28 protein-coding genes are annotated in these 25,925 nt (G+C 71.1%); 18 read left to right on the top strand and 10 right to left on the bottom strand.

Annotation, left to right across the window (positions count from 1 at the left end; translation table 11 throughout):
- Window positions 1-78 precede the first annotated feature (78 nt).
- Entirely contained in the window at window positions 79-474 is a 396-nt protein-coding gene (locus tag ACH4RC_RS14745; RefSeq protein WP_398199926.1) for a Rid family hydrolase, read from the bottom strand.
- A gap of 99 nt (window positions 475-573) precedes the next feature.
- Here ACH4RC_RS14745 and ACH4RC_RS14750 point away from each other — a divergent pair, with 99 nt between their 5' ends.
- The 6 genes from ACH4RC_RS14750 (at window position 574) to ACH4RC_RS14775 (ending at window position 6,975) form a co-directional block, all read left to right on the top strand.
- Window positions 574-1,485 carry an SMP-30/gluconolactonase/LRE family protein gene (locus ACH4RC_RS14750; RefSeq protein WP_398199929.1) on the top strand — a complete coding sequence of 304 codons (912 nt, stop codon included), beginning with the start codon at window positions 574-576 and terminating at the stop codon, window positions 1,483-1,485.
- A gap of 83 nt (window positions 1,486-1,568) precedes the next feature.
- A complete protein-coding gene (locus ACH4RC_RS14755; protein ID WP_398199932.1) occupies window positions 1,569-3,323 on the top strand; it encodes a CotH kinase family protein in 1,755 nt (584 codons plus the stop codon).
- Window positions 3,320-4,249 carry a hypothetical protein gene (locus tag ACH4RC_RS14760; RefSeq protein WP_398199934.1) on the top strand — a complete coding sequence of 310 codons (930 nt, stop codon included), beginning with the start codon at window positions 3,320-3,322 and terminating at the stop codon, window positions 4,247-4,249. The genes ACH4RC_RS14755 and ACH4RC_RS14760 overlap by 4 nt, the downstream gene beginning before the upstream one ends.
- 451 nt (window positions 4,250-4,700) lie before the next feature.
- Window positions 4,701-5,642: an LAETG motif-containing sortase-dependent surface protein gene (locus ACH4RC_RS14765; protein ID WP_398199937.1), complete on the top strand. Its 942-nt coding sequence runs from the start codon at window positions 4,701-4,703 to the stop codon at window positions 5,640-5,642.
- Between the two features lie 105 nt (window positions 5,643-5,747).
- Entirely contained in the window at window positions 5,748-6,266 is a 519-nt protein-coding gene (locus ACH4RC_RS14770; protein WP_398199939.1) for a hypothetical protein, read from the top strand.
- 121 nt (window positions 6,267-6,387) lie between these two features.
- The gene (locus ACH4RC_RS14775; protein ID WP_398199941.1) at window positions 6,388-6,975 is read left to right on the top strand and encodes an exonuclease domain-containing protein; all 588 of its coding nucleotides are present in this window, start codon (window positions 6,388-6,390) and stop codon (window positions 6,973-6,975) included.
- A gap of 21 nt (window positions 6,976-6,996) precedes the next feature.
- Here the strand turns inward: ACH4RC_RS14775 and ACH4RC_RS14780 are convergent, their stop codons facing one another.
- From ACH4RC_RS14780 to ACH4RC_RS14805, 6 genes are all read right to left on the bottom strand, one after another.
- Complete coding sequence (locus ACH4RC_RS14780; protein WP_398199942.1) at window positions 6,997-7,200, bottom strand: hypothetical protein; 204 nt, start codon at window positions 7,198-7,200, stop codon at window positions 6,997-6,999.
- Between the two features lie 103 nt (window positions 7,201-7,303).
- The gene (locus ACH4RC_RS14785; RefSeq protein WP_398199945.1) at window positions 7,304-7,555 is read right to left on the bottom strand and encodes a hypothetical protein; all 252 of its coding nucleotides are present in this window, start codon (window positions 7,553-7,555) and stop codon (window positions 7,304-7,306) included.
- A 209-nt stretch (window positions 7,556-7,764) separates the two neighbouring features.
- The gene (locus tag ACH4RC_RS14790) at window positions 7,765-8,385 is read right to left on the bottom strand and encodes a hypothetical protein (RefSeq protein WP_398199947.1); all 621 of its coding nucleotides are present in this window, start codon (window positions 8,383-8,385) and stop codon (window positions 7,765-7,767) included.
- A 173-nt stretch (window positions 8,386-8,558) separates the two neighbouring features.
- Window positions 8,559-9,338: a rod shape-determining protein gene (locus ACH4RC_RS14795; RefSeq protein WP_398199950.1), complete on the bottom strand. Its 780-nt coding sequence runs from the start codon at window positions 9,336-9,338 to the stop codon at window positions 8,559-8,561.
- Window positions 9,335-9,724, bottom strand: a complete 390-nt coding sequence (locus ACH4RC_RS14800) for a TraR/DksA family transcriptional regulator (RefSeq protein ID WP_398200514.1) — start codon at window positions 9,722-9,724, stop codon at window positions 9,335-9,337. Before ACH4RC_RS14800 ends, ACH4RC_RS14795 begins: the two co-directional genes overlap by 4 nt.
- A gap of 193 nt (window positions 9,725-9,917) precedes the next feature.
- Complete coding sequence (locus ACH4RC_RS14805) at window positions 9,918-10,247, bottom strand: TraR/DksA family transcriptional regulator (RefSeq protein WP_398199953.1); 330 nt, start codon at window positions 10,245-10,247, stop codon at window positions 9,918-9,920.
- A gap of 285 nt (window positions 10,248-10,532) precedes the next feature.
- Here ACH4RC_RS14805 and ACH4RC_RS14810 point away from each other — a divergent pair, with 285 nt between their 5' ends.
- The 4 genes from ACH4RC_RS14810 (at window position 10,533) to secD (ending at window position 14,982) form a co-directional block, all read left to right on the top strand.
- Complete coding sequence (locus ACH4RC_RS14810; RefSeq protein WP_398199956.1) at window positions 10,533-11,498, top strand: HAMP domain-containing sensor histidine kinase; 966 nt, start codon at window positions 10,533-10,535, stop codon at window positions 11,496-11,498.
- Window positions 11,495-12,160, top strand: coding sequence for a response regulator (locus ACH4RC_RS14815; RefSeq protein ID WP_398199958.1), 666 nt, complete (start codon window positions 11,495-11,497; stop codon window positions 12,158-12,160). Before ACH4RC_RS14810 ends, ACH4RC_RS14815 begins: the two co-directional genes overlap by 4 nt.
- 22 nt (window positions 12,161-12,182) lie before the next feature.
- Window positions 12,183-12,614, top strand: a complete 432-nt coding sequence (locus ACH4RC_RS14820) for a hypothetical protein (protein ID WP_398199961.1) — start codon at window positions 12,183-12,185, stop codon at window positions 12,612-12,614.
- A gap of 82 nt (window positions 12,615-12,696) precedes the next feature.
- Window positions 12,697-14,982 (top strand): protein translocase subunit SecD, encoded by a 2,286-nt coding sequence (secD, locus tag ACH4RC_RS14825; protein ID WP_398200517.1) that lies wholly within the window; start codon window positions 12,697-12,699, stop codon window positions 14,980-14,982.
- Between the two features lie 81 nt (window positions 14,983-15,063).
- On the opposite strand, the gene ACH4RC_RS14830 is transcribed toward secD, so the two are convergent.
- Window positions 15,064-15,993: an aldo/keto reductase family oxidoreductase gene (locus ACH4RC_RS14830; protein ID WP_398199963.1), complete on the bottom strand. Its 930-nt coding sequence runs from the start codon at window positions 15,991-15,993 to the stop codon at window positions 15,064-15,066.
- Window positions 15,994-16,144: 151 nt separating this feature from the next.
- On the opposite strand from ACH4RC_RS14830, the gene ACH4RC_RS14835 reads away from it, so the two are divergent.
- Complete coding sequence (locus tag ACH4RC_RS14835; RefSeq protein ID WP_398199966.1) at window positions 16,145-18,808, top strand: discoidin domain-containing protein; 2,664 nt, start codon at window positions 16,145-16,147, stop codon at window positions 18,806-18,808.
- 61 nt (window positions 18,809-18,869) lie between these two features.
- Here ACH4RC_RS14835 and ACH4RC_RS14840 read toward each other — a convergent pair whose 3' ends face one another.
- The gene (locus ACH4RC_RS14840; protein ID WP_398199967.1) at window positions 18,870-19,457 is read right to left on the bottom strand and encodes a TetR/AcrR family transcriptional regulator; all 588 of its coding nucleotides are present in this window, start codon (window positions 19,455-19,457) and stop codon (window positions 18,870-18,872) included.
- Between the two features lie 168 nt (window positions 19,458-19,625).
- On the opposite strand from ACH4RC_RS14840, the gene ACH4RC_RS14845 reads away from it, so the two are divergent.
- The 7 genes from ACH4RC_RS14845 to ACH4RC_RS14875 all read left to right on the top strand — a co-directional run bounded on the left by ACH4RC_RS14845 (window position 19,626) and on the right by ACH4RC_RS14875 (window position 25,192).
- On the top strand, window positions 19,626-20,408 hold the full coding sequence (locus ACH4RC_RS14845) for an SDR family NAD(P)-dependent oxidoreductase (RefSeq protein ID WP_398200520.1): 783 nt from the start codon (window positions 19,626-19,628) through the stop codon (window positions 20,406-20,408).
- Window positions 20,409-20,498: 90 nt separating this feature from the next.
- Entirely contained in the window at window positions 20,499-21,041 is a 543-nt protein-coding gene (locus tag ACH4RC_RS14850; RefSeq protein WP_398199969.1) for a hypothetical protein, read from the top strand.
- A 297-nt stretch (window positions 21,042-21,338) separates the two neighbouring features.
- Window positions 21,339-21,704, top strand: coding sequence for an STAS domain-containing protein (locus tag ACH4RC_RS14855; RefSeq protein ID WP_398199971.1), 366 nt, complete (start codon window positions 21,339-21,341; stop codon window positions 21,702-21,704).
- Between the two features lie 49 nt (window positions 21,705-21,753).
- Window positions 21,754-22,137, top strand: a complete 384-nt coding sequence (locus tag ACH4RC_RS14860; RefSeq protein ID WP_398199972.1) for an SRPBCC family protein — start codon at window positions 21,754-21,756, stop codon at window positions 22,135-22,137.
- A gap of 252 nt (window positions 22,138-22,389) precedes the next feature.
- Window positions 22,390-23,535 carry a metallophosphoesterase gene (locus ACH4RC_RS14865; RefSeq protein WP_398199974.1) on the top strand — a complete coding sequence of 382 codons (1,146 nt, stop codon included), beginning with the start codon at window positions 22,390-22,392 and terminating at the stop codon, window positions 23,533-23,535.
- Window positions 23,536-23,645: 110 nt separating this feature from the next.
- Window positions 23,646-24,593: a metalloregulator ArsR/SmtB family transcription factor gene (locus ACH4RC_RS14870; protein WP_398199976.1), complete on the top strand. Its 948-nt coding sequence runs from the start codon at window positions 23,646-23,648 to the stop codon at window positions 24,591-24,593.
- Window positions 24,590-25,192: a dihydrofolate reductase family protein gene (locus ACH4RC_RS14875; RefSeq protein WP_398199978.1), complete on the top strand. Its 603-nt coding sequence runs from the start codon at window positions 24,590-24,592 to the stop codon at window positions 25,190-25,192. The genes ACH4RC_RS14870 and ACH4RC_RS14875 overlap by 4 nt, the downstream gene beginning before the upstream one ends.
- 58 nt (window positions 25,193-25,250) lie before the next feature.
- On the opposite strand, the gene ACH4RC_RS14880 is transcribed toward ACH4RC_RS14875, so the two are convergent.
- A complete protein-coding gene (locus tag ACH4RC_RS14880) occupies window positions 25,251-25,910 on the bottom strand; it encodes a TetR/AcrR family transcriptional regulator (protein WP_398199980.1) in 660 nt (219 codons plus the stop codon).
- Between the last annotated feature and the right edge of the window lie 15 nt (window positions 25,911-25,925).

Raw genomic sequence — 25,925 nt, forward strand, 5'->3', positions numbered from 1 at the left:
CCGTACGTACTGTCCTGCACGCCCATGTATGGCCCTGACGTCCTACGCGGCCCGGCGGCGTACTGGGAGCGCGCGGCTTCAACGCGCTGCGACCGCCTCGATCTCGATGAGCATGTCGGGGTCGGACAGGGCGCTGACTTCCGCCATGAGGCTCGCCGGTGTGCAGTGCAGCTCCGCGAGCCGGTCCAGGAAAGCGGGGTAGTGGGCCTTGCACGCGGAAACGTCCGTGGTGAAGATGCGGATCTGCACGACGTCCGCCATCGTCATGCCCGCCTCGGTGACGGTCTCCTCGAGCCGCCGCACCGTGAGCTCGATCTGGCTGGCCATGTCGCCCTTGTGGGCGATGGCTCCCTGGTCGTCCCTGGCTTCGTGTCCGGAGACGAAGAGCAGGCTTTGTGCGCGGTCGACCCGTACGGCACGGTGGTACATCAACCGGTCGCCCGCCATACGCGGGCCGAACCCCTGAACGGTCACGTCATTCCCTTCTCGACCTCGACCTCGACCAGACCCTCTATCTGGACCTCGGCCTGAACCTCGACCTGAACCTCTATACCCGTAACCAGGAGGAGCAGCATGTCGCAGCCCACCACCGTGCCCGTGCTCTCGGGGTTCGCCTTCACCGAGTCGCCGCGCTGGCGTGCCGGCCGTCTGTGGTTCTCGGACTTCTACCAGAACCGGGTCTTCTCGGCCGCCGAGGACGGCTCGGACGTACGCGTGGAGGCTGTCGTCCCCCAGCAGCCGTCGGGACTGGGCTGGCTGCCCGACGGCCGCATGCTGGTGGTGTCCATGCGTGACGCCACGATCCTGCGGCGCGAGCCCGACGGCGAGCTGACGGTGCACGCCGATCTCGGTGGCCGGATGCTCGGGTACGCCAACGACATGGTGGTCGACGCGGACGGCCGCGCGTGGGTGGGCTGTTTCGGCTTCGACCTGATGGGAGGAGCACCGCTGGCCCCCGCCGCCCTCTACCGCGTGGACCCGGACGGGGGTGTCACCGAGGCGGCCACGGAGCTGTGGTTCCCCAACGGCATGGTGATCACCCCGGACGGGGTGCTCCTCGTGAACGAGACGTTCGGCAACCGGGTCACCGCCTTCGACATCGACGGCAAGGGGAACCTGGGCAACCGGCGCGTCTGGGCGCGGTTCGCGGAAGTGCCGACCGAGCGCGACTTCGCCCGGGTGCTGCCTCAGCTCGTGGTCAGCCCCGACGGGGCGTGCCTGGACGCCGAAGGCGGCCTGTGGATCGCGGACGCCACCGGCGCGCGCCTGCTGCGGGTGGCCGAGGGCGGCACGATCACGCGGGAGATCCGGCCCGGCAGCAACGTGTACGCGTGCGCGCTGGGCGGCGCGCGCGGCAGGACTCTGTTCGCCTGCACGGCGCCCGACTTCTTCGAGGAGGCGCGGCGCCCCGCCCGGGAAGCATCGATCGTGGCGCTGCCGGTCACCGTGCCCGGACCCGCGGCCGGAACCCGTACCAGAAGCTGACGCCGGTGCCGCCCGGCCGATTCTCGGTCTGGCGGTCATGTGGCCCCGGGCGTAGAGAGAAAGGGGTACCCCAGGGAGGCCGCGTGGACAGGACCATGACCAAGGGCACGTTCCGGGACGCGTTCAAGAACCAGAGCATCGCGGTGCCGGCTCTGCCACCCGGCACGGGCCGGGACCTCGCCCAGCGCGCCAACGCGACGGCCGGCCCGGTCGACGCCGCGCTGCGCACCAAGGCCGAGTTCAGCGCCTTGTACGACGTGCTGCTCGCCGAGCAGCGGGGCCAGTCGGGCGCTCCGGCGGACGACAGCCTCGTATGTCTCGGTCCGGACGGGCGGCCCACCGCGATCGGACGGATCGTCGATGCACTCCTCGACGCGGCGGAGAACAAAACGGAGTTCTTCGCTCAGGACATGTATCAGGTCAAGGTCACCGGATGGCCGTCCGGCGTGCTCACCGCCGACGAGGTGATGGAGGCGCCGCCGGGCGCGCGGCTGACGCTGGCCAGGAGCGGCGCCGCGGCGGACGACACGCTGCTCGCGACCCCGTCGTTCTCCATGGTCAACAGCGGCAACATGACGGCGCACGCGCCCAAGCGCTCCTGGAAGATCGACTTCGAGGTGGGCGACAGCGAGGACCGGCTCTACGGCATGGAGCGGATCAACCTCAAGTCGATGTACAACGACCCCTCCCAGATGCGCGAGGCCGTCGCCTGGCGGCTCCTGGAGCGCGCGGGCATACCGGCGGCGCAGCACACGTACGCCACGTTCTCGATCAATGACCGCTACTTGGGGCTGTACTCGGTCATCGAGCAGGTCGACAAGAAGTTCCTCAAGGACCACTTCGGCAAGAACTCCGAGGGCAACCTCTACAAGGCGTACTGCGGCGACGTCGGCTGCGCGACCCTGCAACACCGCTCCGGCACGGACGGCACCGACAGCGGCCGGCAGTACTTCACCGCGGGCGCTCTGCCGGACGACCGTACGTACCGCCTGAAGACGAACGAGGACGATCCGGCGGCCAGTACCTACGACGACCTCGCCACGCTCGTCCGGGCGGTCAACGGGGTGCGACTCGCGGGCGACGAGAAGCGGTTCACGACCGACGCCTTCCGCGAGTCGGTCGAGGAGGTCCTGAACGTCCCGGCGTTCCTGCGCTGGGCGGGCGCCAACGTCCTCCTGGGCAGCTGGGACAACTACTTCGCGACGCCGTCGAACTACTACCTCTACAACGCGGGCCGGCTCGGCGATCCGACGGGGTTCGTGGCCCGCCCGTACTTCACGTTCATCCCCTGGGACTACGACAACAGCTCGGGCATCGACTTCTTCTCCACGCCCTGGCAGTACACGGACCTGCTCGACTGGCCGGCGATGACCCGCAACTACTGCCGGATCACGCACGCACCGCACGAGGTGTCACAGCTGCCGCTCTTCACCAACCTGCTGCGGCACCACGACTTCTGCCAGTACTACCTCGACCACCTGGAACACCTCCTCGACACGGAGTTCGGGCCCGAGAGGATCTCCGCGCTGCTCGGCGCGGAAGGCTCCGGGCGCACCGACGGACTGTGGCAGCTCGTCGCGTCCGCCGCGTACGGGGAGTCGGTCAGCCCGGACGGACAGCCGTACACGGGGCGGCAGTTCACCAACGACGAGGTGTACCGCGCCGGGTACCGGCAGTGGGAGCTGAGCCGCGGCTCGCAGTTCACGTACGGGATCTACCACTACACCCGGATGCGCTACGACCGCGCGCGCGAACAGCTCACCGAGTTGCGCAAGAGCTACCCCGACGGTGCCAGTGGCGCCCTCTTCCCGACCGCGATGGAGGCACTGCCCTCATGACCGCGAACAAGAAGACGTCACACGAGCTGCGCCTCGTCAAGGAGGCCAAGATCCAGGAGCTGATCGGTGACGGTGCCGGTGACCGGCTTGAGGCCAGCGGTGTGCTCTACCGCGACGGGCTCTTCCTCATCGTCTGCGACAACCTGCCGTTCCTCATCCGGGTCAGCAGCGAACTGTCGCCGAAAGCCCCGGAGAACGGCCTCGTCAACGCCAAGCGGAAGAGGCGGCCCGGCTCGAAGAAGTCCGCCGCGTCGGCGACGAACCCGGGCTACGAGGACATCGCCCACGACACCCGCCACGACCACCTCTTCACGCTGAGCGAGGCCGAACCGGTCAAACCCAAGGGGTTCCGCGCGCGCGTCCAGGAGTACGACGCGAAGCTGCGGCCGGTCGGCTCCGCGCCTCTCGACTTCGCCCTGGCCGACGCCAACAAGGGCATGGAGGGCCTGGAGTGGGTGGAGCGCTCGGGCAAGGGGTACCTCCTCGGCCTGTGCGAGGGCAACCTGTGCGCGGGCGGCGCGAAGGGCAGGAAACCGGGCGGCGGCCGCATCCAGGTCTTCCGGCAGGGCGGCAAACGCTGGATCAACGTCGCCACGATCCGGCTGCCCAAGTCGCTGCCTTTCGAGGACTACAGCAGTGTGTCCGTGCGCGACGGCCGGATCGCCGTCCTCTCGCAGGCGTCGTCGGCGCTGTGGGTGGGCCGCATCTCCACCCGGAAGTGGCAGGTCGACGAAGGCACCGTGTACCGCCTCCCGACCGACAGCAAGGGACGAACGGTCTACGGCAATCCGGAGGGCGTGTCCTGGGTCTCCGCCGACTACGTCGTGATCGTGTCCGACCGGGCGAAGAAGGGCGACCAGAACGAGCGGTTCCGCGCGAAGGACCAGTCGGTGCACCTGTTCCTGATCCCGGGGAACAACGTCTGAACCCGCCCGTCTGTCGGGGTGCTGACGGCGCGCGGCCGGGGCGGAGCGTGGCGGACCGGCCGGTGAGTCGGCTCGGCGCGCAGCTGCTGCCCGTCGTCCCGCGCGCTCCAGGACAGTTGTTCGCCGGGCAGGTCGTACTCGAACTCCGTCATTACTTGGACCAGGTGCTGGTCGGCCGTGGGCCCGGCCGGCGCCTCCCATGAGCGCGGCCACCGTGAGCCGGGCGGGCCCCTCCGCGCTGCCCCGGTGGCACTCGCAGTTGTGAAGTGAGGGCGCGGAGACAGGTGCTTGTGATGCTTTCGTTAAGCATCCGGCGTTGACGGACATGTCTGGCTGCCTGACGATCAATGCGGCCATCACATGATCTTGTGGCCGTTTCCTTCCTCACCCCTGGCCGACGCGCGTGGTGAACGGCGTGCGGCCCGGGGCTGCTCGAAAGTGAAGAAGACCTATGTCAGCAGCAGTAGTGGCGCGACGCGCCGTTGTCGGCGGCGCGGCCGCCGTGTGCCTGGTCGTCGCCGGGGGTTCCGGTGCGTGGGCGCACGGCACGCCGGGCGGTGAGGGCTGGGGACGGCAGGACGTCCGCGCGTACACCGCGAAGGACGCGATACCGGCCAAGGACACCAGCGGTGACTGCGAGTTCTCCCTGGACGGCAAGGTGTGGGCGGCGGCCGTGAAGGTGGACGACCTGTCCCTCAAGCCGGGCGCCGACGGCAAGGTGCACCTTCAGGTGCGGCCCGCCCAAAGCAGCGGCGGCTGCACCGTCTCCCTCGCCTCGTACCGCACCCACGGCGCGACGTGGAACACCTCCGGACTTCAGGTCTTCCACGACTTCGACACCGTGACCGTCAAGTCCGGCGACAGCGGGTCCCTGGACATCGCCGTTCCCGACGCCGGTTGCTACGCGCAGGTGGACCTGTACCGCGGCAGCGTCAAGTACGACGGGCTCACCGACGCGAACGACGGTCTGGTCCACGGCGACCTGCCGCAGGGCCCGGACCGGGCCGTCATCAAGGAGAAGAACGTCGCCTGGTGGAACGGCGGCACCCGCGACTGCACCACGGAGACGGAGACCTCCTCCCCGAGCCCGTCCACCTCGACCCCGGCCGAGGACGAGCCCGCCCCGGCGACCTCGACCCCCGCGGCGCCCGACAGCCAGTCGGCCACTCCGAGCGCGTCCGCGACGCCCGCCACCGCGACGAGCACCACGGCCGCCGCCGACGCCCCGGCCGCGTCGCCGTCGACCTCCGCACCGGCCGCCGACGGCGACCTGGCCCAGACCGGCAGCAGCGGCAACACCACCGCGATCGCCGGCAGCGCCGCGGCCCTGCTGGCCATCGGTGGCGGTGTGCTGGTCGTCCTTCGCCGCCGCAACGCCAACGGCCGCGGCTAGTCGTAGCTGAGCGGGTCGGGCGCCGGAAACCGCGGCGCCCGACCCGTACGTGCGGCGGGGCGGCAGACGTCTGCCGCCCCGCTCGCTTCCAGGAGGGGCCACCTCATGTACCGCTTCACCCGTCACGCCCTCGGAGCCCTGACCGCCGTCTCGCTGCTTGCGGGCATGGCCACCGGGTGCTCCGGCTCGTCCGGTGCGCGGGCGACCTCGCAGGCGCGGGAGACGGCGAGCCCCACGGCCACGCCCACCACGCAGCCGACATCCCCGTCCGGTCGCGAACGGCTGGACGAGGAAGCCCACGCCCGGCTCGGCAGCGTCGAGCAACTCGACCCGGACGACGCGGCGTTCGTGGAGTCGGGCACCCTGGCGATACCCGGGGAGAACCTGGACGAGGCCGTCGGGCCCGGCACCGTACTGCGGGTGGACGTGGCATGTGCGGGGCGGGGCACGGTCACCTTCACGGCCGTCTCGGGCTCCGCGAAGAAGGCCGTACGCGTCGATTGCACCCGGCCCGTGGCGAGCGGTTTCGACTTCACCACGGCCGCACAGGGACTCGCCGTCCAGGCGGACGCCTCCGAGGCGGCAAGGGTGGGCACCGCCTACCTGGTGCGGCACGCATCCTGACCGAACAGAACCGACAGGACCGGGCAGAACCGACAGGACCGGACAGACGGACCCGAGTTGGGGTGCGGACCCGGAGTAATCGAGGTGCTGTGAGCAGGTCCGCGTCCCTACGCTCGACCTCATGCCTCACGAAAACGCCCTGCTGAACGTCGTCGACGTGGAAGCCACCTGCTGGGACGGGCAGCCGCCGCCCGGTTCAGTGAGCGAGATCATCGAGATCGGGCTCACGGTCGTCGACGTACCGGCGCGGCGCCGGGTGTCCCGGCACCGCATCGTGGTGCGCCCCGTCCGGTCGGCGGTGAGCCAGTTCTGCACCGAACTGACCGGGCTGACGCAGACCGAAGTCGGACGGGGCATCACCTTCGCCGAGGCATGCCGGGCGCTCGTCGAGGAGTTCGACGCCGCGCAGCGCCCCTGGGCCAGTTGGGGCGACTACGACCGCCGGCAATTCGTGCGGCAGTGCCGGGCCGATGAGGTGATCTACCCGTTCGGCAGCCCGCCGGAGCGCACCCACACGAACGCCAAGGCCGTGTTCGCCGCAGGCTACGGGCTGCGCAGAAGACCCGGCATGGATCGCGCCCTGCAGATCGCCGGACTGCCGCTCGAAGGGCGCCATCACCGGGGCGAGGACGACGCGCACAACATCGCCGCGCTCGTGCTCGACCTGGTGAACCGCGGGGCATGGCCGGAGCCGTCGACAGCGGGCTGACGGGGAACGGCTTCGGCCCGGTCAGCCCCACCTGTACCCGTCGCCGAAGTTCAACGTGTGTTCCAGCACGTCTTCCATGGGATCGTCGATGTGCCCGGTGTTGATGAGCGCGGTGACAGGCCCGTTGTGGCTGTCCTGGGGCGGCTCGTGGTCGGCTGCCGCCGAACCGGCTGTCACCGCACCGGCACCGACCACCAGGGACATCACCGTCATGATCTTCTTCATGTCGCCTTCAACGACACCGGACGCACGGGGTGCGGTGCCCGTCAGCCGTCCGTGTCGCGGCTGGGCCACATGACGCAGCGCGACGGGCGGTCCGCCTCCCGCGTCAGGCGTGCGAGGACGTGGCGCTGGTCGTGCGGCTCGTGCTGTCGGACGTCTTCGTCACCTTCACGAAGTAGGCCGTGCCGTCCTCGGTGAAGCCGCTCTTCGTCTTCGACGACGTCCCGCCGTGCTTGTTCGCCGAGTGGTGGGTCCCCTCGTACCTGGGGCCCTGGTCGGCCGACGCGAGACCCGCGCCGCCGATGACGAGCGGAGTGACCAGGGCACCGACGGCCGCGTACATGGCGATGCTGCGCATGAGATGAGGTCCTTTCAGGTTCACCGGCCCGGACTGACCCGACGGAGAAGCACCGCGAGGCCGGTGGAGGCGGCCGGAACTCCACACGCCATGAGCGTGACCCCGCACGGCGCTCCCCGCATGCCCAGCACGAGTCACGGGTGACAGCGCGGCGCACCCGGGTGACGTTGCGCGCCGACCCGGCGGTGGCCTGATGCCGCGTCAGCCGGTCAGCGAGGTGTGGTCCATCCAGGGGCGGTGCGGGCCCAGGCCGCGTCCCAGCGGGCGAGGTTGTACCGCTCCAGCCTGCGGTCCACGTAGGCGTACACGGCCAGGGCGAAGAACGGGACGGCGATGGCGGTGATGACCACACGCCCCATGGCACGGTCACGGACCTGTGCGGCGGTCAGCGGCGCGTCGGTGATCTTTCCCGCGGCGTCGACCCATACGCGGACGGTGCTGCCGGCGGTGAGTGCGGGCTCGACGTCCGTCTTCGCCGTGCGGATGTCCCCTTGGGGATCGGTGAAGCGGACGGTGACCGGGTACCGGGCCTCCTTCGCCTCGTCCGAGCCCGGTTCGGGGTGTCGGGGAGCGTCGTGCAGCAGTTCGGCGAAGGTGTCGTGCCCGGTGGCGGTCTGATGCCGGGCGGCTTCTGTCAGCCGGCGGTGGACGGTGTCACCGACCAGCAGCATCGCGGCCGGTGTGGCGGCCAGGACCGTCAGGAACAGGCCGACTGCGATCCATGCCTGGGCAAGGTCCGCGCGGCGCCGCAACGGGTTGCGCCGCCATCGCCACAGCAGCACTCGCTCAAGCTCTTCGGGAGGGTGGGCCGGGGGTATGTCGCGGTCCACTGTGTTTCTCCTTTCACGGGTGGCCGTGGTCACGGGTGGCCGTGGTCACGGGTGGCCGTGGTCACGGGTGGCCGTGGTCACGGGTGGCCGTGGTCACGGGTAGCTGTGGTCACGGGTGGCCGTGGGCACGGGTAGCTGTGGTCACGGGTGGCCGTGGTCACGGGTAGCTGTGGTCACGGGTGGCCGTGGGCCGCTTGCAGGAGTTTCGCGGCGCCGCGGACCGCTGCCGTGTGCGGGGCGGGAACGAGGTGTACGGGCGCCTGCAACCGGCCGGTGAGATGCCAGGTGATGTCGGGACGCAGAGCGCCCCCGCCGGCGACGAGCACACCTCGCCGCAGGGCGTCGGACGTCTGGGAGGTGCGGTCCTCGTCCAGCATGCCGGTCACCATGGCGGCCACCGCCTCGGTGATCCGGGCGGGTGGGGCGAGGCTGTCCAGGTCGCTGGTGCCGAGTGCGGTGCGGCGGGCATCGGTCACCGCGCCGTCGGCGAGGAGCGTGACCTCGGTGACGTGGGCGCCGAGGTCCACGACGAGGAGCGGCTGCGCGAGATCGGCGTCAGCGGTCTCGGCCACGGCGCGTGCGGCCGGAACGGTCAGCACGGTGTGCGGCCGCAGGACCTCGACCGCGCTGCGGGCCTCGGTCCGGTAGGCGATGCCGCCCAGTACGGGCGTGGTCAGAATGAGCAGCGGGCGACCGAACCGGGGCAGGCGGGGCCGGAGCAGCCGGTCGAGCATCCGGGCGGTCCCGGGGGTGTCGACGATGGTGCCCCGCTGGACGGGGTAGGTGGCTCCGTCGCCCGGGAAGGTGACCGTGGGCACGTCGAGGATCATGCGCCGCCCGGACGTCCAGGCGCGAGTGCGGGCGCTGCCCAGGTCGAGGGCGATGCCGGAGCACCGTCGGCACCAGGGCCACGCGCGGTGCCGTACGAGTACGGGGTCGGGGGCGGTGGTCACCGGCCGGCCTCCCTGACCTGCTGACAGCGGGCGCAGTAGCGGGCCTGCGGCACGATCGCCAGCCGCTCGCGCGCGACGGGGCCGCGGCACAGGAGGCAGATGCCGTAGCGGCCCCTGTCCATCCGCGCGAGGGCGGCCTCGACGTCGGCGAGGACCATCCGGGCGGAGGCGGCGAGCTTGACGCGCACCTCCAGCTGGGAAGGCGCCTGACGGGCCCGCAGCGCGTCGGCGCGGGAGGCGGCGGCGGTCGAGAGCTGCTGGAGCTGCTCCTGGCGGAAGAGGCGTTGCTCGTGCAGGCTCTCGCGCAGCGCGGCGAGGTCCTCGGCCGAGAGAGCCGCGGTGCGGTCCTCGGCCGACGGAGGCGCCGTGCGGTCCTCGACCGACAGAGGCGCCGTGCGGTCCTCGACCGACAGAGGCGCGGTGCGATCCTCGACCGACATAGGCGCGGTGCGCTCGTCGTCCACGGTCACGTCGGTCACGTCGGTCACGTCGGTCAGATGCGTCACGTCGGTCAGGTGGGTCACCAAGTCACCCCTTGGGCAGGGCGGAAGAAGGGAGGCGGATGCGGACCGGCGGTCGTCAGACGGCTTTGCGCTGGCAGGGGACGCAGTACGGCGTGTAGGGCAGGATCTCCAGGCGCTCGACGGGGATGGGCTCGGCGCAGGTCCGGCAGTTGCCGTAACTGCCGTTCTGGACGCGGCCGAGAGCCGCCTCGATCTCGGCGAGCACCCGCTTGACGGTGTCCTTCTGCGCGGACATCACCCCCTCCCCCACGTCCGCCCCGGCCTCGTCGATCGCCTGGAGCTGGGTGAGGCGCGAGGTGCGTTCGTCCGCGAGGCGCTGGCGGGCCTCGTGCGGCGTCAGTCGCGCGAGGCGGGTTGCGGGCTGGGAGGGTGTGTCGAGGGACATGGTCGGTCTTCTTTCGGTCACGGTCAGTCGTGTTGCCCCCACCATGACGGCGATGGCGCGCGAAACCCATCGGTCGTGATACCCATCTGTGGCGGGCCGGGGCCCCATCGCGATCCACAGGACGAGGCCCCGGAAATGGGCATTGATGCCCATCGACCGAGGCGCGGGGAGCAGGCAGCCTGGACAGCGGGCCGGTCAGAACCGATGGACGCAGTGCACGCTCGGAGTGTGCGGTGACCGAGAGTAGGGACAAGGCCATGTCTCACTACGAAAGGCGTCATCCCGGTGTCCTTGTTCTGGCGGATCTTCGCGCTCAACGCGGTCGTGCTCGGCAGCGCCACCGCGCTGCTGCTGTGGGCTCCGGTGACCGTCTCCGTGCCGGTGGTGCTGACCGAGGCGGTCATCCTCGTCGGCGGCCTCGCCGTCATGCTGGTCGCCAACGCGGCGTTGCTGCGGATAGGCCTGTCCCCGCTGGACCGGCTCACCCGGCTGATGGCCACCGTCGACCTGCTGCACCCCGGGCAGCGGCTGCCGGAAGGGGGCCGTGGCGAGACCGCCGAACTGATCCGCACCTTCAACGCCATGCTCGAACGCCTCGAGCACGAGCGGGCGTCCAGCAGCGCCCGCGCCCTGTTCGCGCAGGAGGCGGAGCGGCGCCGTATCGCCCAGGAACTGCACGACGAGGTGGGCCAGAGCATGACCGCGATCCTCCTCGCGCTCAAGCGGGCCGCCGACGACGCGGACGAACCACTGCGCGGCGAGCTGCGCCAGGCGCAGGAGATCACCCGGGGAAGCCTGGACGAAGTGCGGCGTCTGGTGCGCCGACTACGCCCCGGCGTCCTTGACGACCTCGGTCTCGTCAGCGCCCTGACCTCGTTGACCAGCGAGTTCGCCACTCACGTGGGGTTGCGCGTGGTACGTCGCTTCGAGACCGGCCTGCCTGTTCTCGACGAGCAGACCGAGCTCGTGCTGTACCGCGTCGCGCAGGAAGCTCTGACCAATGCGGCCCGCCACGCCGAGGCGAGTCAGGTCGAGGTGGGTCTGCGGCACGATGGGGACGCGGTGGAGCTGGCCGTCACCGACGACGGCCGCGGCACCGGGGCCGCTCGTGAGGGGGCGGGCATGCGAGGCATGCGGGAGCGGGCCCTGCTGATCGGGGCCGCTCTGGACGTCGCCTCACAGCCGCACGCCGGTACGACGGTCCGGCTGACCGTACCCCTCGTCAGACCTCGTCCCAGGAAGCAGCCATGACCACGCCCCACACCTCCGCGATCCGCATCCTCCTCGCCGACGACCACGCGCTCGTACGTCGCGGAGTGCGGCTCATTCTCGACCAGGAGCCGGACCTCGAGGTCGTCGCCGAGGCCGGCGACGGCGCGGAGGCCGTCGAACTGGCCCGCGCCCATGACATCGACCTGGCGGTGATGGACATCGCCATGCCCCGGATGACCGGTCTGCAGGCCGCCCGGGAGCTTCTCGCGCTGAAGCCGTCCGTGCGCGTGCTGATGCTGACGATGCACGACAACGAGCAGTACTTCTTCCAGGCGCTGAAGTCCGGCGCCAGCGGATACGTGCTGAAGTCAGTCGCCGACCGCGACCTGGTGGCGGCCTGCCGGGCCGCCATGCGCGACGAGCCCTTCCTGTATCCCGGCGCGGTCACCGCCCTCGTCCGCAACTACCTCGACCGGGTCCGCAACGGCGAGGAACCTCCCGAGCAGGTGCTGACCGCCCGAGAGGAGGAGGTCCTCAAGCTCGTCGCCGAGGGCCACTCCTCGAAGGAGATCGCCGAGTTGCTCTTCATCAGCATCAAGACCGTCCACCGGCACCGGGAGAACCTGCTGCACAAGCTCGGCCTGCGGGACCGCCTCGAACTCACCCGGTACGCGATCCGCGTCGGCCTGATCGAAGCCTGAACGTCGAAGGGGGGTGAGGGGGATGGCTCGCTTCGCGCACTCCGCCCGGCGCCCGCGCGGCACGGGCCCCGCCGCCATGTGGCCCCTCCTCCTCACCCTCCTCCTCACCCTCCTCCTCACCGTCCTCGTCACCCTGCTCGGCCCGCCCGCCTCGGGCGGCGAGCACCCTCGTACACGGGGTGGCGCGGTGCTCGCGGCGGACCCGGCCGCGCGCGGCGGCGAGCTTGTCGCGGACCACGCCGACCCGGCCTCCGCCGCGGCCGTACGCAACCAGCGGGACGCGACCGGCGAGCGTCACGCCCCGCCGCTTCCCGCCCCCGGCACGTCACTTGACGCGGAAGCCCGTCCGCTGCGTCCCGCGTGGGCCTCGATCACCGCGGGAGACCGACCCGCGTCCGTCCAACCGGCACACCGTCACGGGGTCAGGGCACCACCCACGCTCTCCGGCACTTAGAGCGACCTTGCCCTTCAGACCCTTCACACCCTTCTCGACCGTGGTCATTGTCATGGCCGCGGTGTGCCTGCCGGAGGCCCCCATGACCCGGTCCCGCCCCGGACCCCGACCCCGACCCCGACTCCAACGCCGATGCCGACCCCGACTCCGAGCCCGATCTCGACGCATCAGAGGGCTGATCGCCCTCGCCGCCGTCGCCCTGTCCCTGTATGTCGCGCTCACCGTGCCCGTCCACCTGGGACTGGACCTGCGGGGCGGCACGCAGATCGTGCTGGAGACCCGTCCCACCGCCGATGCCGACGACGACGGCGAGGCGACGGACCGCACCGTGGAGGTGTTGCGCGGCCGTGTCGACGCGCTCGGTGTCGCCGAGCCCACCATCGCCCGTTCCGGCAGCGACCGGATCGTCGTCGAACTGCCCGGCCTGCAAGATCCCCGCGAGGCGGCGGAGGTGCTCGGCCGCACCGCCCAGCTCACCTTCCACCAGGTGCTCGGCGCCGCTGACGTCGACCGGGCCGCACCGCCCGAGCGGCGCGGCGAGCAGGTGATGGCCGACGAATCCGGTCAGCTCCTGCGTCTGCGGACGGCCTCGCTCACCGGCAACCATGTCGACAAGGCGGCCGCCCGATTCGACCAGGAAGGCGGCGCCGGCTGGCACGTCACCGTCGACTTCGAGGGAGCGGGGAAAGCGGGGTGGGCCCGTCTGACCGGCGAGGCCGCCTGCCATGCGGCCGGAGATCCGGCCCGCCGGGTCGCCATCGCCCTGGACGACAAGATCATCTCTTCGCCGCAGGTCGACCCGTCCGTCGCCTGCCGCTCCGGCATCAGCGGCGGCTCCACCCGGATCACCGGGTCCTTCGACGACCGGGAGGCCAAGGAGTTGGCCCTGCTCATCAACGGCGGTGCGCTGCCGGTGCCGGTCGAGACCGTCGAGCAGCGGACGGTCGGCCCCACCCTGGGCGCCGAAGCGATCAAGGCCAGTGCCTGGGCCGCCGCCATCGGCACCGCACTGACCTCGCTGTTCATCATCGCCGTCTACCGGATCATGGGCCTCCTCGCCACGGTGGGCCTGGCCTGCTACGGCCTCGTCTCCTACGCCGCTCTCGCCGCCCTCGGCGCCACCCTGACCCTGCCCGGCCTCGCCGGTTTCGTGCTGGCCATCGGGATGGCGGTCGACGCCAACGTGCTCGTCTTCGAGCGCGCCCGCGAGGAGTACGTCTCCGGTGACCGCTCCACGCCACGGTCGGCCCTGACCACCGGTTTCAAGAAGGCGCTGAGCGCGGTCGCCGACTCGAACATCACCACTCTCATCGCCGCCGGACTGCTGTTCTTCCTCGCCTCCGGGCCCGTACGAGGGTTCGGCGTCACGCTGGGCATCGGCGTCCTGGCCTCCATGCTCAGCGCGCTCGTCATCACCCGCGCCCTCGCCGACCTCGCCGTCGCCCGGCCCGGTCTGCGTCGCCGCCCCCGTTTGACGGGCATCGCCCACACGGGCTCCGTCCGCGCCCGGCTCAGCCGCAGGAACCCGGATCTGATGCGCCATCCGCGCCGTTGGCTGGCCGTCTCCGCCGTCGTCCTCGCCGTGGCCGCCTCCGGCATCGTCGTGCGCGGGCTGGACTACGGTGTCGAGTTCACCGGTGGCCGCCTCATCGAGTACTCCACCGCCTCCGCCGTCGGCCCCGACCGGGTGCGCGAGGCGCTCGCCGACGCCGGATTCCCGCAGGCCGTCGTGCAGACCTCCGGCGAGAACCACCTCACCGTCCGCACCCAGCAGTTGACCGACGCCCAGGCCGCGGCCATCACCGACACCGTCACCGGTCTGACCGACCGGGCCGGCAAGGTGCGCGACGAGGCCATCGGGCCCAGCCTCGGCAAGGAACTGCGCAACGGCGCCCTCATCGCCCTCGCGGTCGCCCTCGGCGCGCAACTCGTCTACCTCGCGGTCCGCTTCCGCTGGCTGCTCGGAACCTCCGCGGTCGCCGCCCTCGCCCATGACGCCGTGATCGTCATCGGTGTCTTCGCCTGGCTCGGCAAGCCGATCGACGGCGTCTTCCTGGCCGCGCTGCTGACTGTCATCGGCTACTCCGTCAACGACTCCGTCGTCGTCTTCGACCGGGTCAGAGAGCTCGCCCGGCGCGACCGGCAGACGCCCTTCGACCGCGTCGCCAACCAAGCGCTCCTGCAGACCGTGCCCCGGACCGTCAACACCGGCATGGGCGCCGCGTTCATCCTCACCGCGCTGGCCGTCCTCGGGGGCGACACCCTGACCGACTTCGCCCTCGCCCTGCTCATCGGCCTGGCGGTGGGCACGTACTCGTCGATGTTCACCGCCACACCGCTCGCCATCGAGTTGCGTCGCCGGGGATGAGCGGCGTCGTCCGGCGCCCCGTCACGGAGTCGTGGCGGGGCACCGGACGGCTGCCCTCCCGGGGTGCCGGGCCGACCCGCGTCAAGGCAGCACGTGTCCCGCCGTCCGGAAGAGGCGGTACCACTCCTCCCGGGTGAGCGGGAGGTCCGAGCCCGCGGCGGACTCGGCGACCCGGCCCGGGTTCGTGGTGCCGAGCACCACCTGCATGTTCGCCGGGTGGCGGGTGATCCACGCGACGGCGATGCCGGTCGGCGTCACCTCGTACTTCTCGGCCAACTCGTCCAGGGCGTCGTTCAGTTCCGCGTAGTTCTCGCGGTCCCCGATGAAGACCCCGCCGAAGAAGCCCTTCTGCAACGGCGACCATGCCTGCAGCGTGATTTTGTTCAGGCGCGCGTGGTCGAGCAGCCCGTTGTCGCGGTCCACCGACTGGTCGAGGCCGGCCATGTTCGCGGCGATACCCGAGGCGATCATCGGGCAGTGGGCGATGCTCAGCTGCACCTGGTTGGCCACCAGCGGCCTGCGGACCGCAGTCCTGAGCAGTTCGATCTGTCCCGGCGTGTGGTTGGAGACCCCGAAGTTCACCACCTTGCCGGCCGCGTGCAGTTCGTCGAAGGCGGCGGCCACCTCCTCCGGCTCGACGAGCGTGTCGGGGCGGTGCAGCAGAAGGACGTCGAGGTAGTCGGTGCGCAGGGCCGCGAGCGACTCCTCCACCGTGCGGACGATGTGCTCCTTGGAGAAGTCGAAGAAGCCGGGCCGGATGCCGACCTTGCTCTGGATCACGATCGACTCGCGCTCCGCGCCGGTCAGCTTCACGGCCTGGCCGAAGCGCTCCTCGCACGCGTGGCGCGACGGGCCGTAGATGTCGGCGTGGTCGAAGGTGTTGATCCCGGCCTCCCGGGCGCTGTGATACAGCCCGCGGACGGCGTCGTCGTCGAGTTCGGCGATGCGCATCAGGCCCAGGACGACGTTCGAGGCCCGCAGTTCGGTCTGGGGGAAGGAGATCGTTTTCACCCCGCCATCCTGACGAACGGGGCGGGGCGGCGCCAGTGGCGTCGGCCGCGGAAACAACCGACAGGTACGGGAAATCCCTTTACACCACTCCACCCTGTTGGCATGGTCATGCCCTCATCTGCGCACCTTTCGCGCACCACTGGGGGACATCATGCTGACCCGTCTGCTCAAGCCCTTTCCGCACGGCAGACCCAGATCCGTCGGTCTCAGGTCCATCGGCCTCAGACCCACCGGCCTCAGAGCGACCAGCCTCCGATCCATCGGCCTCAGGTCCATCGGCCTCAGACCGACCAGCCTCCGATCGACCAGCCTCCGATCCACCGGCCTCATAGCCCTCGCGCTCGCCGCCGTCATCGCCGCCCTGCTTCCGCTGACGGGAGGCGGCTCGGCCACGGCCGCCAACGCCCCCGGCCCCGGCGGCGCTCCCGACCCGGTCCATCCGATGGCGGCGCCGCACGAGCCGGTCGTACCCGCCGACGCCATGGAACCGACCGCCCCCGTACTCCCGAGGGACGGCTGGACCGTGTCCGCGAGCGACGAGGAGACCGCGTCCGAGAACGGCCGCGCCGCCAACGTCCTCGACGGCAGCACCGCCACCATCTGGCACAGCAGGTGGAGCGGCACCGCCGCCCCCCTGCCTCACACCATCACGGTCGACATGCACCGTACGGCTGTCGTATCCGCCCTCGTCTACCAGCCGCGCACCAACAGCCCCAACGGCAGGGTGGGTTCCTACGCCATCCATCTGAGCGCCGACGGTACGAGTTGGGGCTCCGCCGTCGCCTCCGGCACCCTCGGCGACGACGCCACCGCCAAGACCCTGAGCTTCGCCGCGCAGGGCGCCCGCTACGTGCGGCTCACCGCGACGAGCGAGGCCGGCAACCGCGGCCCCTGGACATCGGCGGCCGAGATCAACCTCCTCGGCGATCCCGGCTCCCCCGCCTCCGTGGTCGACCTGGCGCGCACGGGCTGGACCGCGTCGGCGAGCGACCAGGAGACGAGCGCCTCGACGGATGCCGCCGCGAACGTCCTCGACGGCGACCCGAACACCATCTGGCACAGCCGCTACTCCGGCACCGCACAGCCCCTGCCGCACAGCATCACCATCGACATGAAGAGCGCCCGCGACGTCTCGGCCCTGACCTACCAGCCGCGCAGGTCAGGCGCCAACGGCCGCGTCGGCGCCTACACCGTCACGACCAGCACCGACGGCACCACCTTCGGGACACCCGTCGCGAGCGGCACCTGGAAGGACGACGACACCGTCAAGGGCGCCACCTTCACCCGCACCGTCAGCGCCCGGTACGTACGCCTGACGGCCACCACGGAGGCGGGCGGACGCGGGCCGTGGTCCTCGGCGGCGGAGATCCGCCTCAGCGGCCCGGCGAACCCGGCGACCGCCGGCTCCTGGGGCCGGATCACCGGCTTCCCGCTGGTCCCCGTAGCCACGGCGCTCCTGCCGAACAACAAGATGCTGGCCTGGTCCGCGTACGGGGTCGACCGCTTCGGGGGCAGCAACGGCTACACACAGACCGCGATCATGGATCTCGGCACCGGAGCCGTCACGCAGCGGCGCGTCGACAACACCGAGCACGACATGTTCTGCCCCGGCATCGCCGTCCTGAAGGACGGCAGGGTCCTGGTCACCGGCGGCAGCAACGCCGAACGCGCCAGCATCTACGATCCGGCGACCGACGCCTGGTCGGCCACCACCGACATGAACATCGCCCGCGGCTACCAGGCCATGACGCTGCTCTCAGGCGGCGACGCGTTCGTCCTCGGCGGCTCCTGGAGCGGCGGCCAGGGCGGCAAGAACGGCGAGGTCTGGTCGCCGAACACCGGGACCTGGCGCAAGCTGCCCGGCGTACCGGTGACCAACACCATGACCGCCGACCCGGCGGGCCCCTACCGCGCCGACAACCACCAATGGCTGCACGCGACGTCGAACGGCCGGGTCCTCCAGCTCGGGCCGAGCAAGCAGATGAACTGGATCTCCACGCAGGGAGACGGCTCCGTCACCGCCGCGGGGACGCGCGCCGACAGCGCCGACGCCATGAACGGCAACGCCGTCGCGTACGACATCGGCAAACTCCTCACCCTGGGCGGCGCGACCGCCTACGAGAACACCACGGCCACCCGGCGCGCCTACACCGTCGACCTCACCGGGGGCGGTCAGCCGCGCGCCGCGCGCACCGGTGACATGGACTTCGCCCGCTCCTTCGGCAACAGCGTGGTCATGCCGGACGGCAAGGTCGCGGTGTTCGGCGGCCAGTCCTACCCGGTCCCGTTCAGCGACGCGACCTCCTCACTCACACCCGAGATATGGGACCCGGCGACGGGGCAGTTCACACGTATGGCGAGCATGGCGGTCCCGCGCAACTACCACAGCGTGGCCAACCTGCTGCCCGACGGGCGCATCTTCTCCGGGGGCGGCGGCCTGTGCGGCGACTGCGCCACCAACCACGCCGACGGCGCCGTCTTCAGCCCGCCCTACCTGCTCAACCCCGACGGCACCGAACGCACCCGCCCGGCCCTCACCGGCACCGTGCCCGCCCACGTCGCCAACGGGGCGAGTGTCCCCGTGACCACGGACTCGGCGGTCACCTCGTTCGCCCTGGTCCGCGCGGGCGCGGCGACCCACTCCACCGACAACGACCAGCGCCGCGTACCCCTCGCCTTCACCCGGAACAGCGCGACGTCCTACACCCTCACCATCCCCGCCGACCCCGGGGTGGCACTGCCCGGCAGCTACCTCCTGTTCGCCCTCGACTCGGCCGGGGTGCCGAGCAAGGCACGAATGGTGAGCGTGGGCTGATCGCGCGCGTTCACGCCCGCCCCGCGCCGGGGCCTTCTCCCGGCGCGGGGCGGCAACACGTTCAGGCGGTGGCCGGAGCGCCGAGCCCGTGCAGCAGCGTGTCGACGACACGGGTGGCGAGGGCGTCGAGGGCGGCGTCGGTCTCCGGCGCCTTGTCGGCGGCCTCGTGGATGAGCGCGTAGTAGACGCGCTGCGCCCAGTCCAGGTCGGTGTCGGGGGCCAGCAGACCGGCGTCGCGCAGACGCGTGAACAGCTGTGCGCATTGGTGCAGTACGTCGGCGTGCACCTCGGCGACCTCGGGGGCGTCGGTGGGCAGTGCGCCCATGGCGAAGCCCCATCCGGTTTTGACCCGGAGCACGTTCACGGTGACCTGGTAGAGCGCGACGGCGGGCGGGGCGGTCCGCGGCCGGGCGGCTTCGACCGCTTCGTGGAACCTCTGCGTGGCCCAGGCGGCGAGCGCCGAGATCAGCGCCTCCCGGGAGGCGAACCGGCGGTGCACGGTGGTCCGCGCGACACCCGCGGCTTCGGCGATCTGTTCCACCGTCGCCGCCGGGTTGGCGGAGAGCACCCGCTCGGCGGCTTCGAGGATCGTCCGCACCGTCCGCCGGGTGTCGGCACGCAGGGGTTTCGCGGAGGCGGGCAACGCCATCGGGCAGGTCCTTCCGGAGGGTCGACGCTTCGACACGGCAAAGAATACGCCAGTGCGGCAAGTCGCTAACTACTTGCAACACTCATGACGCATGTTCTATGTTCACGGCGTCACCGTCGATGCGAGAAGCATGCAAAAGATCCGAGCAGCATGCACGAACGGAGCGTCATGGACCTGCAGTTGAACGGCAGAACCGCCCTTGTCACCGGGGCCAGCCGCGGAATCGGGCTGGCTGTCGTGCGCGCTCTGGCCGCCGAAGGCGTGCGCGTCGTCGGCGCCGCACGCAACCCCGGCCCGGAGCTGACGGCGGTCGGGGCCATACCCGTGGCAGCCGACCTCTCCGACCCCGCCGCGGCCGGGCGACTCGTCACCGAGACCCTCACCGAGCTGGGCGGACTCGACATCCTCGTCAACAACGTAGGTGGCGGCGACGGCGGCCTCAGCGGCGGCTTCCTCGAACTGACCGACGATCAGTGGGCCCAGGTGGTGGACCTGAACTTCCTGGCCACCGTCCGCGTCACCCGCGCCGCGCTGCCCGCTCTGCGCACCGCCCGGGGAGCGATCGTCAACGTGTCCTCGAACGGGGCCCGGATCCCGCACAGCGGGCCCATCCCCTACACCACCGCCAAAGCCGCTCTCACGGCGTTCGGCAAAGCACTGGCCGAGGAGTTCGGCCCGCACGGGGTACGGGTGAACACCGTTTCCCCCGGGCCGGTCCGCACCGACTTGTGGGAGAGCCCCACCGGTTACGGCGCCGAACTCGCCGGTGCCATGGGCATCCCCCACCCGGATCTCATCGCCAACCTGCCCGGCGCGACAGGCATGCTCATCGACCGACTCGTCGAACCCGACGAGGTCGCCGCCCTCATCACCTACCTCACCTCGCCCCGCGCAGCCGCCATCACAGGCTCCGACCACCTGATCGACGGCGGAGCGGTGAAGACCGCGTAGCACTGGCACACGTATCTTGGGGCGTATCTTGAGGCCTATCTTGGGGTGTCGTGTCGTGTCGTCTGGTAGGCGCGTCGGAGCGGGGGACGCATGCTGAGGCTGCTCGGGTTCTTCGACGACTTCGGTTTCTCGGGCGAGTTGGCGGCGGGGCCGCTGAGGGCCCAGGTGCGCGAGTCCGGCGAACCGGATGAAGCGAGGATCGTGCGGTATCTGGACCGGGGCCATCGACTCACCCACTTCATGGAGGCGGGGTTCGACCCCCTCACGGGCGCGGCCCACCGGCACACGTCGGGCTGTTCGTCACTCGTCACCGACGGCGTGTGGGTATGGCGGGCGGACTTCGCGCACTACCTGGAGACGTATCACGTGCCGCTGCCCGCGGCCTTCGCCGACCGTGTTCGCCAACTCGGTCACCGCATGCCCGAGTTGGTCGGGGCGGACTTCGCACCGGTCTTCGACGAGATCGTCAGCGGGTTCGGGTGGACGGAGCTGGACCCGTGGGACGCGGAGACGGTCCTGCCCCCACCGGCACGCACCGTCCCGACGCGGGCGGAGTACGTCGCCGAAGCGCGTCAGGAACGGCCTGTCGGATCCTGGGGAAAGGCCCCACGCAAGCCCCGTAGCAGCACATAGCGCGGAGGGTCGGGGCGGCGGGCGGCTTCCGGACTCCACCTGAGAAGCCGCCCGCCCCGGGGCACGAGCGGGCCCGGTGACGGGGGATGCACCGGCCCGCTCGCCCTCCGGGTGCCCCCGCGTCGGCGTCGTACACCTCCGGCACCGAACAGGTAGTCGCACGTCTACGCCACCGAACAGGAAGTCGTACACCTACGCCACCGAACAGGAACTCGGGCCGAACGGCCCTGCCGATCAGGGGAATCGGGGCCTGATGTCCCTGCAAGGACGGTGCCTTCGCAGGGTTGGCTGGGAGCCATGACGCTCACCCACGGCGGCACCGCCTCCGTCCTCACCGAGCACTCCGTCGGCGACACCCATGTGGTCGCCCTGCACGGGGAGATCGATGTGGCGGCGGTGCCCCGCATCACGGCCCACCTCGACGTGCTGACCACGGCCCCTTTCCCCGACGTCGTGGTCGACCTCCGCGAGGTGACCTTCGTCGACTGCGCGGGTCTGGGCGCCCTGTGCCGTGCGCAGACGCGGACGTCCGCCGGCGGCGGACGGCTACGCCTGGTCACGGATGAGGAGAGCCTCTTGCGCGTGCTGCGTATGACTGACCTGAGCGCGACTTTCGAGATCGCCGCGGCCCTGCCATGGGAAGCGGCCGCAAGTACCGCGTGACTCCGGCGCACAAGTGGCGCCCGTGGTGCCACACGCCCACGCTGGCTGAGTGAGACTGACCCTACGCGCGCGTGGCGCGGCAAACGCCGACACGGCGTGGCGGCGCTACCTGCACCCCGCGCTCTGGCCGACCTGGGCGCCGCAGATCCGGTCCGTGGAGACCGGCGAGACCCTGCGAGCCGGAATGCGGGGGCGCCTGCGACCCGCGGTGGGACCGGCCGTCGCGTTCGTCATCACGTCCGTCGATCCCGCGGCCCGTTCATGGAGCTGGCGTGTGCAGGCGGGACCGGTCCGCATGCGGCTGTGGCACGAGGTACGACCGTACGGAGCCTCGGGCGCCGCCACGCGACTGCGGGTCGAGGGAGCCCTTCCCGTCGTCCTGGCCTACGCGCCCCTGGCCCTGATCGCGCTGCGCCGCCTCGTACGTCCCTGAACGCCCCGCGCCCTCATCCGGCTGGTGGACGACCGGATACAGTGCGCGCGAGACCGCGGTTGCTCCAGGAGGGGAAGCGTGACCGACACCAGTAAGACCCAGCCCGCCGACCCCACCGATCCCGCCGACGCCGCGCTTTCCACGCCTTCCACGCCTCCCGCGGCTTCCACGGCTTCCACGGCTTCCACGGCTTCCGCAGAGTCCGCCGACAGTGCGGCACCCGAGACTCGGCAGAGCGCTTTGCGCCGGCTGATGCGCTACATACCTCTCATCGCGCCGGTCCTGCTCTGGAGCGTGCCTTGCTGGGTCCTGCTGTACGCGGGCCAGGACTGGCCGGCGCCCGTCACACTGGCCGGCACCGCGCTGTTCGTCCTCGGACTGGTGACCATGCCGCTCGCGATGGTGCGCGGCCACGGACGGCGGCAACAGGACCGGGCTTCGATCATCGGGGACACGCTGCTCGGCGCGAGTTGGGTGCTGTTCACCTGGTCCCTCATCCTCGGCGTCCTGCTGCGGCTCGCTCTGGTCGCGGCCGGTGTCGGCGAGGGCGAGGACCGGGCCCGTATCGTCACGTGGGCGGTTCTCGGCGTGGCCGCCGCGCTGCTCATCTGGGGGTACGCCGAAGCGCGCCGGGTGCCGCGGGTGCGCAGCCTCGACGTACGACTTCCGCGGTTGGGAGCCGGGTTGGACGGCACTCGCGTCGTCCTCATCACCGACACCCACTACGGCCCCCTCGACCGCGCCCGCTGGTCGGCACGCGTGTGCGAGACGGTGAACGCCCTGGAGGCCGACCTCGTCTGCCACACCGGAGACATCGCGGACGGCACGGCCGAACGCCGCCGCGCCCAGGCCGCCCCGCTCGGCACCGTACGGGCCACCCGGGCCCGGGTCTACGTCACCGGGAACCACGAGTACTACAGCGAGGCCCAGGGCTGGGTGGACCTGATGGACCGACTGGGCTGGGAGCCGCTGCGCAACCGTCACCTGCTACTCGAACGCGGTGGCGACACCCTCGTGGTCGCCGGCGTGGACGACGTCACCGCGGAGTCCTCCGGCGTGGGCGGCCACGGCGCCGACCTCGCCGAAGCCTTGCGCGGCGCCGACCCCGGCCTGCCCGTACTTCTCCTGGCTCACCAGCCCAAGTTCGTCGACCGGGCGGCAGCCGACGGCATCGATCTCCAGCTCTCGGGCCACACCCACGGCGGGCAGATCTGGCCCTTCCACCACCTGGTCCGCCTCGACCAGCCCGCCCTCGCCGGCCTCAGCCGCCACGGCGCCCGCACCCTCCTCTACACCAGCCGCGGCACCGGCTTCTGGGGTCCGCCGTTCCGCGTCTTCGCCCCCAGCGAGATCACTCTGCTCGTACTCCGCTCCCCGGAGGCACCTCCCGTGCCGTAGCGCCCGGCGCGAGGCTCCCTCCCGGTGTGACACCTGTTCGCCGCTCATCGGCTCAGCCCGCCTCGACTTATTCCTTGACAGGAATATTCTTCTCGGTGAATACTTCGGGCATGGACGCACTCCTCTCCGCACTGGCCGACCCGGCTCGCTGGCGACTCATGAACCTGCTGGCCGAGCGGCCCCGCCCGGTCGGCGTCCTCGCCGAGCTCGCGGAGGCACGTCAACCGCAGACGACCAAGCACCTGCAGACCCTGGAGCGGGCCGGTGTGGTCACCTCACAGCGGACCGGCCAGCGCCGCGTCTACGCGCTTCGCCCAGACCCGCTGCGGGACTTGGCGTCCGCGCTGACTCTGCTCGCCGACCACGCGGACCGCGCCGACGGACCGCGCGCGACCTTCGACCGGTACGGACGCGCCCTGCACGCGGAGCGGCTCGCCGCGCAGGGTTCGGGGTGGGCCGACGGGCGTTCGTTCAGGTTCCGGCGACCGCTCGCCGTTCGTCCCGAGTTGCTGTGGCGCCATCTGACCGACCCCGGTCTGCTGGCCGCCTGGTGGACGCCGGACGACCTCCGCGTCTCCGAGCTGGTCTTCGAGGCGCATCCGGGCGGGCGGATCGTCCAGGAGTACCGCGACGCCGAGGACGCCGACGGCTCGGAGCCGGTCGCCGGACGCGCGGAAGGCGTCGTCGACGGTGTCCGCCCCGGCGAGCACCTCACGTACCGGCTCGCACCGCAACTGCCCGACGGCAGCCCCGCGTTCACCGCCCACGTCGACCTGGGCCTGAAGCCGAGTGACAGCGGCACGGAGCTCGACGTCCACTACCGGGTCACGGACAGCACCATCGACTCGGCCGACTTCATCGCGGGCATCGAGATCGGCTTCGGCCAGAGCCTCGACAAACTCGCCGCGGCCTGCACGCGCACAGAAGACAGCGACAACGACGAGCACGGCAACAGCACTGGCGGTGACAGTGGCGGTGACAGTGGCAGTGGCAGTGGCACCGGTAGTGGCAATGGCAATGGCACCGGCAACAACACCGACCCAAGGAGCACGTCATGACTCAGCAGTCCGGCGGCCGTCGCGTCGTCACGAACATCGCCCTCTCCCTGGACGGCCGCTACGCCAAGCCCGAGGACCCGCGGGACATGAGCTGGGTGATGCCGTACGCCGTCACCGACGTCGCCCGCGACCACCTGACCAGCTTGTGGGAGTCCGCGACGACCGCCCTGCTCGGGCGGGTCAACGCCGAGGGCTTCCTCGGTTTCTGGCCCACGGTCATCGGCATGGAGGGCGCCGACCCGCGCGACGAGGGCTTCGCCAAGTGGCTCGTCGAGAGTGACAAGGTCGTCCTCTCCTCCACCCTCCGCGAGGCACCGTGGGAGCGGACGACGCTCGCCGACGGACCGACCGCGCAAGTGGTCGCGGAGCTCAAGACGACCGAGGGCGCGGACATCCTCGTCCTGTCCAGCGCGAGCGTCATCAAAGCGCTGCTCGCCGCCGACCAGGTCGACAGACTGGCGCTCACGGTCTTCCCCGTCACCCTCGGCGGCGGCCCGCGGCTCTTCGACGACGGCCTGCCCGCGGGACAGTGGACGCTCGTCAGCCAGAGCGCCGGCGAGCACGGCACCCTGGCCCTCGTCTATGACCGGGTCCGCTGACCGGGGCGCCCGCCGCCCGGACACGTTGGGCGCCTTCAGCCCGCCACTACGTGCACGATCACTTCGGGGCCGTACGGACGTAGTTCAGCGTCAGCTCAGTCAGCTCGGCCAGGAAGCGGTCCCGGGGGATGGGCGGGCGGTCCAGGAGGTACCGGACCGTCAGGTGCTCGACCGTGCGGACCAGCATCCACGCGGCCTCGTGCAAGGGGACGTCCGGGCGGAGTTCCTCACGGCGGGTGGTGAGATAGGCGAGGACCAGTTCGCCGATGCGGTCCTCGAAGACGCGCAGGGCCCGGCCTTCGTCGAGGCGGGGACCGTGCTCGACGGCGGCGCGGAGGAACGGTGGCTCCACGTCGAGGCCGTCGAGCAGTGTGGCGAGAGTGGCCCGGACGAGCACGGGTGCGGGCTGCTCGAACTGGCCCGTCATCTGAGCCGTGATTCCGGTGACCAACTGGTCGCTGTAGCGCTGGAGAACGGCGGAGACGATCGCGTCCTTGTGCGGGAAGTACTGGTACAGCGAGCCGGGACTGAGTCCGGCCGCCGTCGCGATGCGGCTGGTCGACGCGCCCTCGTAACCGTGCTCGGCGAGGACTCGCTCACCTGCCTCCAGGATGCGCCGCACCGTCGCCCGCGACCGTTCCTGCCGTGGGGTCCTGCGCGGGCCGACGCGAGTACGGGGCGCGCGGTCGGGGCCCGGCCCGGGCGATGACCTGGGCATCAGAAGGCGAGTTGA

The organism is Streptomyces sp. NPDC016845, from assembly GCF_044332585.1.
Lineage (GTDB): Bacteria > Actinomycetota > Actinomycetes > Streptomycetales > Streptomycetaceae > Streptomyces.